At 57.3% G+C, this 11,609-nt stretch carries 13 protein-coding genes; 3 read left to right on the forward strand and 10 right to left on the reverse strand.

Annotation, left to right across the window (positions count from 1 at the left end; all coding sequences use genetic code 11):
- Positions 1-4: 4 nt before the first annotated feature.
- Complete coding sequence (locus AB5Y73_RS03040; protein ID WP_150389267.1) at positions 5-628, reverse strand: tRNA-uridine aminocarboxypropyltransferase; 624 nt, start codon at positions 626-628, stop codon at positions 5-7.
- Between AB5Y73_RS03040 and rrtA the strand changes: the two genes are divergently transcribed.
- Entirely contained in the window at positions 627-1,220 is a 594-nt protein-coding gene (gene rrtA, locus AB5Y73_RS03045; protein WP_162838995.1) for a rhombosortase, read from the forward strand. The two genes, AB5Y73_RS03040 and rrtA, sit on opposite strands and share 2 nt — an antisense overlap.
- Here the strand turns inward: rrtA and pyrF are convergent.
- The 6 genes from pyrF to cmk form a co-directional block, all read right to left on the reverse strand.
- Positions 1,195-1,896: an orotidine-5'-phosphate decarboxylase gene (gene pyrF / locus AB5Y73_RS03050; protein ID WP_021231398.1), complete on the reverse strand. Its 702-nt coding sequence runs from the start codon at positions 1,894-1,896 to the stop codon at positions 1,195-1,197. The genes rrtA and pyrF overlap by 26 nt on opposite strands.
- Before the next feature lie 18 nt (positions 1,897-1,914).
- On the reverse strand, positions 1,915-3,081 hold the full coding sequence (gene lapB, locus AB5Y73_RS03055) for a lipopolysaccharide assembly protein LapB (RefSeq protein WP_005346478.1): 1,167 nt from the start codon (positions 3,079-3,081) through the stop codon (positions 1,915-1,917).
- Positions 3,082-3,090: 9 nt separating this feature from the next.
- Positions 3,091-3,375 carry a LapA family protein gene (locus tag AB5Y73_RS03060; protein ID WP_005337143.1) on the reverse strand — a complete coding sequence of 95 codons (285 nt, stop codon included), beginning with the start codon at positions 3,373-3,375 and terminating at the stop codon, positions 3,091-3,093.
- A 158-nt stretch (positions 3,376-3,533) separates the two neighbouring features.
- Positions 3,534-3,818 carry an integration host factor subunit beta gene (gene ihfB / locus AB5Y73_RS03065; RefSeq protein ID WP_005337145.1) on the reverse strand — a complete coding sequence of 95 codons (285 nt, stop codon included), beginning with the start codon at positions 3,816-3,818 and terminating at the stop codon, positions 3,534-3,536.
- Between the two features lie 92 nt (positions 3,819-3,910).
- On the reverse strand, positions 3,911-5,581 hold the full coding sequence (gene rpsA / locus AB5Y73_RS03070) for a 30S ribosomal protein S1 (RefSeq protein ID WP_005337148.1): 1,671 nt from the start codon (positions 5,579-5,581) through the stop codon (positions 3,911-3,913).
- A gap of 94 nt (positions 5,582-5,675) precedes the next feature.
- Entirely contained in the window at positions 5,676-6,368 is a 693-nt protein-coding gene (gene cmk, locus AB5Y73_RS03075) for a (d)CMP kinase (protein ID WP_019444698.1), read from the reverse strand.
- A 248-nt stretch (positions 6,369-6,616) separates the two neighbouring features.
- Between cmk and ribA the strand changes: the two genes are divergently transcribed.
- Positions 6,617-7,210, forward strand: coding sequence for a GTP cyclohydrolase II (gene ribA, locus AB5Y73_RS03080; protein ID WP_103251772.1), 594 nt, complete (start codon positions 6,617-6,619; stop codon positions 7,208-7,210).
- An 81-nt stretch (positions 7,211-7,291) separates the two neighbouring features.
- Here the strand turns inward: ribA and AB5Y73_RS03085 are convergent, their stop codons facing one another.
- Complete coding sequence (locus AB5Y73_RS03085) at positions 7,292-8,248, reverse strand: LysR substrate-binding domain-containing protein (protein ID WP_118853979.1); 957 nt, start codon at positions 8,246-8,248, stop codon at positions 7,292-7,294.
- A gap of 63 nt (positions 8,249-8,311) precedes the next feature.
- Positions 8,312-9,187 carry a LysR family transcriptional regulator gene (locus AB5Y73_RS03090; protein ID WP_019444700.1) on the reverse strand — a complete coding sequence of 292 codons (876 nt, stop codon included), beginning with the start codon at positions 9,185-9,187 and terminating at the stop codon, positions 8,312-8,314.
- Positions 9,188-9,282: 95 nt separating this feature from the next.
- Between AB5Y73_RS03090 and AB5Y73_RS03095 the strand changes: the two genes are divergently transcribed.
- Complete coding sequence (locus AB5Y73_RS03095; protein WP_118853980.1) at positions 9,283-10,506, forward strand: MFS transporter; 1,224 nt, start codon at positions 9,283-9,285, stop codon at positions 10,504-10,506.
- A gap of 73 nt (positions 10,507-10,579) precedes the next feature.
- Here the strand turns inward: AB5Y73_RS03095 and AB5Y73_RS03100 are convergent, their stop codons facing one another.
- Positions 10,580-11,542 (reverse strand): IS1595 family transposase, encoded by a 963-nt coding sequence (locus AB5Y73_RS03100; RefSeq protein WP_279499216.1) that lies wholly within the window; start codon positions 11,540-11,542, stop codon positions 10,580-10,582.
- Positions 11,543-11,609 lie beyond the last annotated feature (67 nt).

Raw genomic sequence — 11,609 nt, forward strand, 5'->3', positions numbered from 1 at the left:
AATGTCACGCGCGGCGGCCTTCGGCAAAGTCCTGCCACTGGGTATTCAACCGGTTAAACAGGGTCAGCAAGGGCGCATAGTGCTCCGGCCTCCCCTCCCACCGGGACAAGAGGTGATAGCCCGCCTCTATAGTAGAGAGGGCATCGGGAAAGGGTTTCTTGCGAATGGCATATTGACCGGCAATGGCACCAACGCCGATGCGGGGCAAGCGGGCCAGTGCCGGGTTGCTCTGCAACATGCGATAGGCTTTGCGCCAGGTGCCGTCGAGCAAGATAAAGGCGATGGACGTTTTGCCAGAGGATTCACTCTCCCGCTGTTGGCGAAGATCGGTCAGCGAAATGGCATCCTCATCCGGCCAGAGTAGATAGCAGCGACGGGAAGGATCTGCAAGCAACCCATTGAGCCACTCATCGCGGGAAAAGTCCTCCCCCACATGGATCTCGCACTGTTGCAAAGAGGCCGCCAGCAGCGCCGCAGTCCCCTTGGGATGTGCCACCTCGTTGGGGTGCTGCAAGATGTAGAGGGGCGTGTGATTGTCAACAGGCACAATATAATCGCACAGGCAGGCTTTGAGGGCTCGGGTGCAACGTGTACAGTATCGACTGTTCTTGTCGTTGGACTGTTTCATGTTGTCAGACAAATCTGGATTGCTCTGGGTTATCACGCTCTCTCTCACCAGCTTGCTACTCTTCTTTACCGTTCCCAACCTTCAGCTCTCCTTCGATCGGCCCTTGATCGCCGGGGGCGAAGGGTGGCGGATCATAACAGGCAATCTGGCTCATACCAATCTGTGGCACCTGCTGCTCAATCTGGGTGGGCTCGCCATCCTCTATAGCCTGTTTCGCGACTATCTGGGTGGGGCTCGCCTGCCGCTGCTGATGTTGCTGCTCTGGTTGGCAGTGGGCTTGGGGATCTGGTGGTGGTGCCCGCAGACCCAGTGGTACATGGGGCTATCCGGCTCGCTGCATGGCCTGTTTGTCTGGGGGGCAATGCAGGATATCCGCCACGGACGCCGCACGTCGGGCTGGCTGCTGCTAGCGGGGATGGGGCTCAAGCTGGTGATGGACTTCTACAACGCAGGAGAGAGCCCGATATCCACCCTGATCAATGCCAGGGTACACATCGGCTCTCATCTTATCGGGGCCGGTGCAGGCCTGTTGCTCGGCCTGCACCGTGTATCACTGAGTGAGCCTGTTACGCACCAACCAGCTCGGCATTGATGCTGGCCAGCATGGCGGCCGGATCGGCAGCCTGCGTAATGGGACGACCGATAACCAGATAATCGGACCCCGCCTCGACCGCCGCTTTCGGTGTCATCACCCGGCGCTGATCCCCGGCCGCTGAACCGGTCGGGCGAATGCCCGGGGTCACCAGCTTGAAATCGGCGCCCAACAAGGCTTTCAGCTCATGGGCCTCGTTGGCGGAGCAGACCACCCCATCCAGACCGGATGCTTTGGTCAAGGTAGCCAGCCGGATCACCTGCTCGGCGGGGCTTACATCCAACCCGAGGGGGATCATGTCGGACTGTTCCATGCTGGTCAGCACGGTCACGCCGATAAGCAGGGGGGCCTTGTCGCCATAAGGCAGTAGCGCCTCTTTGGCGGCACGCATCATCCGCTCACCACCACTGGCATGCACGTTGACCATCCAGACACCGAGCTCGGCACTGGCTGCCACGGCTTTGGCAACGGTATTGGGAATATCGTGAAACTTCAGATCCAGAAAGACATCGAATCCCTTGGCCACCAGCTGACGTACAAACTGCGGGCCAAACAGGGTAAACATCTCCTTGCCTACCTTGAGACGGCACTGGGCCGGAGAGATACGTTCAACGAACGCTAAGGCATCTGCCTCGTGCTGATAATCCAGCGCTACCAGTACTTTGGGATCTTGCATCTCACATCCTATTGCTTGTTATTCACCGTCCAGACCGCGGATCGGCTTGATGGAACCCCACTGGCGACAAGACGGGCACTGCCAGAACAACGAGTGAGTGGCAAAGCCGCACTGCCGACACTTGTGGGTTGACTTGATTTTTATCTGCTCGCCGACCAGCTGTTGCAGAAGCTCGAGGCTCTCCTTGGCAGGCCCCTCCTCCGCACTGGCCAGTTGAAAACCCACCAACTGGTAAAAACCTTTCATCGACGGATGACGACGCAGCTGACGCAGCACCAGCGAACGGGCCTGACTCAGGCCATCACGCTCTTCAACCAGCTTGGCAAGGGCCAGGGTCACGCTGACACCGGCGTGATCTTCCACTGCCTTCTCAAGCAGCGGGATCAACGCAGGCGTGCGGCCCAACTGCTGATAGCACTCGAGCAATTTGGGCATTGCCTCGGAGGCAAAGTCGATATCCTGCTCGAACACCCGCAGCAGCTCCTTGCTGGCCTGCTCATACTCCCCCTCGGCCATGGCGAGCTCAGCGAGGCGCAAACTGGCCCGAGCACATGCCGGATTGATACTGAGCGCCCGTTTGAGCTTGGCCAGTCCCTCCCCTTTATTGCCCTCACGCAGCGCGATCTCGGCTTGTTCGCAATAGAAATGGGAGATGGGGTCGGCCAGCTTCTTGCCCTGGAATTTTTGCAGACGAACCGCCACATCGATGGCCTTATCCCAATCCCGCAACTGCTGATGGATGATCAACAGCTGTGCCAGCGCCGTCTCTTCATAGTCGCTGTCGTCACACAGCTCATTCCAGAGTGCTTCAGCACGGTCGAGCAGACCGGCAGCAAGAAAGTCGCGCGCAAGCTCCTGCAGGGCAAGCTGTCGCTGCTCCCGGGTCAGTTGGCGGGTTACCAGGTTCTGGTGGATCTTGATGGCACGATCGACCTCCCCACGCTGGCGAAACAGGTTGCCGAGGGAGAGGTGTGTTTCGATGGTTTCACTGTCCACCTCAAGCAGCTGGATAAAGAGATCCACCGCCTTGTCGGATTCATCGGACAGCAAATAGTTGAGGCCCGCCACATACTGGCGGGAAAACTGGTTACTCTGTTTCTGGGTGTCCTGGCGAACACTCCTGCGACCCATGTACCAGCCATAACCGGCGGCGATGGGTAACAGCAGGAAAAGCAGTTCAAGCATTGAGGAACATTATTCCTTACCCGGTGACCGGGCCAGCTCTAACTCGCGGGATTGACGACGCATGGTGCGGTTGAGGGTGCGGTTTTGCATTTTCAGGCGCAGGAACAGCAGGCCGAATACCAGCCAGCCCAGCAAAAAGCCGCCAGCAAAGAAGAAGCCCAACAGCATGGCAAGTGAAAACTCACCCTGAGCGATCAGGTAATTGAACTGAACCAGCTGGCCATTTTGTGAGCCCAGCGCCAGGGTCAGAACAAACACCAGCACCAGCGGAATGAGGGCCAAAATACGCTTCATAAGAGCTCCCTGTCAGTATCTAATGAGAGGCTGATTATCCTTAAAATCACAGGCAGACTCTAGAGTGAATGGGAAAAGAGTTTAAGAAACAAGACGATTGGCACAGGAATCGGCGCCAAAAACAAAAAAGGCATACCCGAGGTATGCCCATTTCTGCATCATTCAACGATGTTGACGCGCTCGCGCAACTCTTTGCCAGGTTTGAAGTGCGGGACATATTTCCCGGTCAGTTCAACCTTGTCCCCAGTCTTGGGGTTGCGGCCCACACGGGGCGCACGATAGTGCAGTGAAAAACTGCCAAATCCGCGGATTTCAATCCGGTCGCCGTTTTGCAAGGTCGACGCCATCTGCTCAAGGATCTCCTTGATGGCGGCTTCGACATCCTTGGCCGGCATATGCATGCGGCTGGCTGCCAGTTGTTCGATGAGATCTGATTTGGTCATAACGTTAAATCTCCTTCCCCGATCACATGCAATATTCATTTTGCCAGGATAAAAAAGGGCGGCGCAATGCCGCCCTTTTCTTGCATCAAGGATTACTCACCCTTGGCGGCTTTGAACGCTTCCATCATAGCATTGCTGAACACAACTTCTTCTTGCTGGTTCAGGTTATCGATAGCAACACGCTCATCAGCCTCGTCCTTAGCACGGACAGACAGGCTTACGGTGCGGTTCTTACGATCAACGCCCATGAATTTAGCTTCAACTTCGTCACCAACAGACAGCACCAGAGTGGCGTCTTCTACACGGTCACGAGCAGCGTCGGAGGCACGCAGGTAGCCTTCTACGCCATCAGCCAGTTCGATAACGGCACCTTTGGCATCAACCTCGGTAACCTTACCCTTCACGATAGCACCTTTCTTGTTGTCAGCCAGGTACTTGTTGAACGGGTCTTCTTCGATCTGCTTGACACCCAGGGAGATGCGCTCACGCTCCGGATCTACTTGCAGAACAACGGCTTCGATCTCGTCGCCTTTCTTGAATTCACGCACGGCTTCTTCGCCCTGGTTGTTCCAGGAGATGTCAGACAGGTGAACCAGGCCGTCGATGCCGCCATCCAGACCGATGAAGATACCGAAGTCAGTGATGGACTTGATCTTGCCGGAAACACGGTCGCCTTTGGCGTGAGTTTCGGCAAACAGCTGCCACGGGTTGGATTTGCACTGCTTCAGACCCAGGGAAATACGACGACGCTCTTCGTCGATGTCCAGAACCATCACGTCAACCACGTCGCCAACGTTAACAACTTTGGACGGGTGGATGTTCTTGTTGGTCCAATCCATCTCGGATACGTGTACCAGGCCTTCAACGCCTTCTTCGATTTCAACGAAGCAGCCGTAGTCGGTCAGGTTGGTCACGCGGCCAGACAGACGGGTGGTCTCCGGGTAACGCTTGGCGATAGCAACCCAGGGATCTTCGCCCAGCTGCTTCAGACCCAGGGATACACGGGTACGCTCGCGGTCGAACTTCAGAACCTTGACAGCGATCTCGTCGCCAACGTTGACGATTTCGGAAGGATGCTTAACGCGCTTCCACGCCATGTCGGTGATGTGCAGCAGGCCGTCAACACCGCCCAGATCTACGAATGCACCGTAGTCGGTCAGGTTCTTGACGATACCCTTAACTTCTTGACCTTCTTGCAGGTTAGCCAGCAGGCTTTCGCGCTCGGAGGTGTTCTCGGTCTCGATCACGGCACGACGGGAAACAACAACGTTGTTGCGCTTCTGGTCCAGCTTGATGACTTTGAACTCGAGTTCTTTGTTTTCCAGGTGAGCGGTGTCACGGATCGGACGCACGTCAACCAGAGAACCCGGCAGGAAGGCACGGATGCCGTTCAGTTCAACGGTGAAACCACCCTTGACCTTGCCGTTGATGATACCGATAACGGTAGCTTGCTCTTCGTAAGCCTTCTCAAGCTGCAGCCAGGCTTCGTGGCGCTTGGCTTTTTCGCGGGACAGCTTGGTTTCGCCGAAACCATCTTCGATAGAGTCCAGAGCCACGTCAACGGTGTCGCCGACGTTGATTTCCAGCTCGCCCATGGCGTTCTTGAATTCTTCAGCCGGGATAGCGGACTCGGATTTCAGACCGGCGTCAACCAGTACGAAACCGTTCTCGATAGCAACGACAGTACCCTTGACGATGGAACCTTGACGGGTTTCAACGGCGTTCAGGGACTCTTCAAAGAGTTGAGCAAAAGATTCGATCATTGTTTATGTCACAAATGAAACATCCACTTGCAATCCGGCACAAGCGGGGCTGTTTTAAATAATCTGCGCCATCCTTGGTGCAGACGACCGGATGTCAGCTTGCGCTGGCATCACCAAGTTGTTGCTCTGCATAGGCGAGTACTGTTGCCAGCACTTCATCTATGGTCATGGCGGTAGAGTCTACCACCAGAGCATCTTCTGCCGGTTTCAGGGGTGCAGTAGCGCGATTTCTGTCGCGATCGTCACGTTCCCGAATCTCGGTTAAAAGACGCTCAAAGTTAACATCAAAGCCCTTATCTTGCAACTGCTTATAGCGACGCTGGGCCCGTTCTTCGGCACTGGCGTCGAGGAAAATCTTCACCTCGGCCTCGGGGAAAACAACTGTGCCCATATCACGACCATCGGCAATCAGACCCGGGGCCTGACGAAATGCACGCTGACGGCGCAACAATGCTTCTCGCACCCGGGGGAAGGCGGCGATTTTACTGGCAGCATTACCCACTTCTTCGGTGCGGATGGTGCGGGAGACATCTTCCCCTTCCAGGATCACCTTGACCAGATCGCCCTCAACCTGAAATTGCACATCCAGATTGGCAGCCAGTGGCACCAGTGAAGCTTCACTGTCCAGCTCTACATCGTGATGCAGGGCGGCCAGGGACAACACCCGATAGATGGCGCCCGAGTCCAGCAAGTGCCAACCCAGCTTCTCAGCAAGCAGCTGACACAAGGTGCCTTTACCTGCACCACTGGGGCCATCAATTGTCATTACGGGGGCCATCTGAGGCATAACTTCTCTCCTGCACTGTGTTGCTCCCATCCCGAAGGGGTGGGTTAATGGGCGCCGATTATACCCGAATGTGGTGAGCCTGGCAGTCATCAATCCGCACAAAGGGCCAAAACCCCGCCGGACAGCTGTGCTTGTATCTCATTTGGAGATTTCATTAAGCAATGCAGGGACTTGTTCTTATGGTCGTTCCTGACAAGGCGCGCTAAACTGGCCCCCTTTTTTGAGCCGTTAGTAGTAAGGAGCAACCTATGAGCAGCGTTACCCTCGTGGCCCAATCCAAATTGCCAACCCCCTGGGGCACCTTCACGCTGGTAGGTTTTCAGGAAACCGGCACAGGCAAAGATCACGCCGCACTGGTGATGGGCGACATTACCGGTGAAGAGCCCGTGCTGGGCCGGATCCACTCAGAGTGCCTGACCGGCGACGCCCTGTTCAGCCTGCGTTGTGACTGCGGTTTCCAGTTGCAGGCGGCCATGGAGAATATCGCCAAGGCCGGTCGTGGCGTGTTGCTGTATGTGCGTCAAGAGGGCCGTGGCATCGGCTTGCTCAACAAGATCCGCGCCTATCACCTGCAGGATCAGGGTGCCGATACCGTGGAGGCCAACGTAGCCCTTGGTTTCGCCGCCGATATGCGCGACTACACCATCTGCGCCGATATGCTCAAGCAGCTTGAGGTCAAGTCTCTCAAACTGATGACCAACAACCCGCGCAAGATGAAAGCGATGGAATCCTTCGGTATTCCGGTGGCCGAACGGGTACCGTTACAGGAAGGGCGCAATCCCCACAACGAGTTCTATCTGTCGACCAAGGCCAACAAGCTGGATCACATGCTCAAAAAATGAGCCTGCATTGACGAATGCCAGATAGTCAAACGCCTCCCGAACGGAGGCGTTTTTCTTGGGACGACCACACATCAACCCAAGCTATCTAAGTGGCACGGTCAGATTGGCCAGCAGAGCTTCAAGCTCTTCACCAGTGCGGGCAGCACAGTATTGATCGACCCGCTCGCGGGTCAATTGCGGCGCGAGACGTTCAATCAGATCGTAGAGATAGCCGCATAAAAATGCCCCTCTGCGCAACCCGATAGCGGCCACACCGCCTGGTAGCCAGGGCGCCGTTTTGAGCACCAGCTCCCCATCGCGCTGGGGCTCCCAGGCAAAAGCTGCCATCACCCCGATGCCCATCCCTTGTCTGACATAGGTCTTGAGCACATCGCTGTCGCTCGCACAGCAGGCGATCCGGCTCTCGGCATGAGCGCAATCAGTGCTATGAGCTGTGGAGAGAGCCCTTCCATCGGTCACCAATGCAAACTCCACCAGCTCAGCCGGAGTCAGCGATGGTGCTTTGGCCAACGGATGATCCTTGGGCAGCACCAAGCCCCGTTGCCACTGAAAAGAGGGGAGCATCAGCAGATCGCTCCCCTCCTCCGGTTCATCCGCCAGCAGCAGATCGGCAGCGCCATCATGTACGGCTGCGCGGCACTGCACCGCACTCCCCTGCATCACAGTTACGGCAACTTTGGGAAAGCGGGCCATGAAACCCTTGAGGATGGCGGGCAGAATATAACGGGCTTGCAGATGAGTAGCGGCAATGGTGAGGGTTCCCTGCTCCGGATGCACATGCTGCCTGGCCATGACCTTGATGGTGGCGACCTTGTCCAGCACCTCCGCGGCCACTTTGATCACGTCCCGACCGATGGGGGTGATCTGGGTCAGGTGTTTGCCGCTGCGCTCGAAGATCTGGATCCCCAGCTCATCCTCCAGCATCCGCACCTGTTTGCTGATCCCGGGCTGGGAAGTAAAGAGGCTCTCGGCGGTGGCCGACAGATTCAGCCTGTGGTTCGCCACCTCGACGATATAGCGCAATTGCTGCAATTTCATGGTGTAGCCCTCAAGCGAACCCACCGTTAATAGTAACAAACTTTCAGCAATGACCCGCCGCCATCAGGCCGGACGATCCTTGAGTAGAAAATCGCGCAAGGCACGGTTGGCCATGGAGAGCGGATCACCACGCCGCCACGCCACGCAGAGGTCGAGGTAGATGGGCGGGTCGAAGGGTACGCCACTCAGATCCGGCTCCTCTTCCAGCACCATCCGCAAGAAGGTGGTCACCGCAAAGCCTTGCCGCACCACCGCCTTGAGCAGAGGGATAAGATTGCTCTCGAAGGCGATATCGGGTTCAACGCCCAGGCTCTGGGCCAGCGCCTCCATATGCTCCCGGTGATAAAAGCCACGGCGAAACAGCGCCAACTCCTGAGCAAAGAACTGCGAGAGGGTGACGGCTGATGCGCCACGCAAGGGGTGATCGTCCCCCACCACCATCAACATCTCTTCGCTCAGCAGATGCGCTCCCTCGATGGCGGGGGGGAGATCACTGGTGATGAGAATGGCCAGATCGAGGGAGCCATCCACCATCCGGCTGAGCAGCTCGCGGGTACCGGCCTCCTCAACACGGATCTTGAGGCCGGGGTAGCGGTGCTTGAAGGCCATCAGACGAGGGGGGAAATAGTAGGAGCCCATCATGTAGGGGATCCCAATCCGCACTTCCCCCCGCTCCAACCCCTTCAGTTCGGCCATCTCGGCCTCGGCCTGATGCATCTGCAGCAACAGACGCTCGGCGTGGCGACAGAGTACCTCCCCCTCCGGCGTCAGCCGTACCGCCCGGTCCTGTCGATCAAACAGCCGCAATTCGAGCTGCTGCTCTAGTTTAGCAATGGCCATGCTGATAGCCGGTTGTGCCACATGCAGACTGTTGGCTGCCTTGGTAAATGAGCCGGCATCCCTGACCGCCAGCAGATAGGTAAGCTGTTTCAGATCCATGTATCAATTCATCTTATGAGATGGATAACTTAAATATATTATATTTATAGCTGCAAGGGCTCTACCCTGACCAAAAGTAGTCAGGACAATACGCAATGATTGAAGTTGGAAGTCGCGAGTGGATACGTGCAACCCTGGCCCTCAGCCTGGGCTCTTTTCTGGTGTTTCTGAACCTCTACCAGACCCATCCCCTGTTACCCCTGATTGCCGAGGTCTTCTCGGTCAACTCCCTCTCGGCCAGCTGGACCCTGGCAGGATGCACTGCAGGCCTCGCCGCCTCCCTGCTGATCTGCGCCAGACTGGCGGATCGCCATGGCCGTCGGCAAGTCATGCTGGGTACCCTCACCCTGGCGATCTTGCTCTCACTGTTAATCCCGCTGGTTGAGCAGTTTGGTTCCCTGCTGTTGCTGCGCATCCTGCAGGGCGCGCTGCTGGCAGGGCTGCCCGCGACTGCGATTGCCTATATGGGGGAAGAGTTCAGCAAACGGGCGCTGCTCTCGGCGGTGGGGGTCTATATTGCCGCCAACTCCCTCGGTGGCATTGCCGGTCGGGTGGTCGGCGGTCTGTTGGCGGGCTGGTTTGGCGACTGGCAGCATACCTTTCTGGGGATTGGTGTAATCAGCCTGTTACTGCTGCCGCTGGTCTTCTGGCTGCTGCCCCATCAGACCCGCTTTGTGGCGAGCGCCCCCGTTCGCGGCCAATTTGCCCGCGCCTTGCAACAACACCTGACCAATCCCTTGCTGGTAGGGGCTTACCTTATCGGCGGGCTCAACTTTATGGTGTTTCTGAACCAGTTCAGTTATCTCACCTTCCTGCTGGCAAAGCCTCCTTTCTCCTTGCCCACCCAGTGGCTCGGCATGCTGTTTCTCACCTATATCTCGGGGACGGTGGCCTCCTCACTGAGCGGCCGCTTTGCCAACCGCTGGGGGGCACAACGCATGCTGCTGGTCGGGATTGCCCTGATGGCCCTCGGGAGTCTGTGGCTGCTGCAAGCTAGCCTGCTCGGTATCCTGAGTGGCTTGCTGATCTCCAGCTTCGGCTTTTTCCTGGCACACGCCTGCGCCAGTGCCTGGGTGGGTCATCATGTCGAACACAACCGGGCCCTCGCCTCCTCCCTCTATCTGGTGGCCTACTATCTGGGGGCGAGTCTGGGGGGACTTTACCTGCACCCCTTCTGGGAGCAAGGCGAGCTGGGCGGTCTGGTCATGGGAATTGAACTGGTCCTCATCCTGACGGCAGGCTTGAGCCTCTGGCTCGGCCGTCTCAAGCAGCGAAGCCAATCGCCACTGCCCGCCCAGCAACCCCACCGACACGGGTAACAGGCTCAGCGCAAACAGGGTCACCCACGAGCAGATGGCGATCTCGCAACCCAGCACCGCCAGATAACAAAGGTTATGTCCCAATTACGTGTTGCATGGGGCGCCCCAGCGCCTCATGCAAACATGTTTTGATATTTACGCCTTTTCCGTAACGCTCCAGCATCCGGCGCCAACCCAAGTAGTTCTTCAGGTAGTGCGTCGCCACGCCATGGAACCGCTCCATCCACTCTTTCAACCGATGGTGATATCCGTTCACATGCTGGATGTGATACGCACCGACTACCCGTTCGCCTTGACGATTGCGCACCACCTGATGGGTTATACCCTGTTCCTTGCTGAAACAGGCATACACACCCGCCCCATCGCTACACAGCACCGCATCCGGTGACACCAACGGCTTCAACACTGCGATGACCGTATCGGCATTTATTTTCTCCAACTGGAAATCCGCATGGTGGCCTGCACGGTCTTGTACCACCATCACCGGGATGTAATCTGGCCCGGTTCCACGAGTTCGACCTTTACCACCGCGATGACGTGGTGGACGCGGCAGTCCCCGCTGCCCCTTGAACGATTCAAGGAAGAAGGTCTCATCCACCTCAACAATGCCCTCTTCCCGGGTGGCCTGATGGGTTGCCATCGCGCGCAAGAATCGGTGACGCCAGAGGAACGCGGTGTTTTTGCTGACCCCACAGCGCCGCGCGGCCTGGCGGACAGTCAGTCCTTCGATGAGAGCTTGCGCGTAGTCTTCCCAGCACTGTGCTTTACGCAATCTGGCCAAGGGCGTCTTGGTCAGAACGGTGCTGGTGCGCAGACACAGTTTGCAACGGTAGCGGCGCAGTCCCCGACTCCATCCCCAAGGCGCCAGCTGGGTAACATCGGCCTGACAATGGGGGCAGCCACTGCATGCCGGTAACTGAGTATTGAGCGAGGTAATGGTGTGGGGTGCAGTAAGCTCCTGCTGAGCAACACGGCGCTGGCGCAGGGTTAACTGGGGAAAAAGGGACAACAGGTGTTGAAAGGCTGGGGTATCCATGATGGTAGACCTCAAGGTGATGGCCTACTTCAAGATTAGCCTTTCAACACGTAATTGGGACAGAGCC

Source organism: Aeromonas sp. s7(2024) (genome assembly GCF_040907825.1).
Classification (GTDB): domain Bacteria; phylum Pseudomonadota; class Gammaproteobacteria; order Enterobacterales; family Aeromonadaceae; genus Aeromonas; species Aeromonas veronii.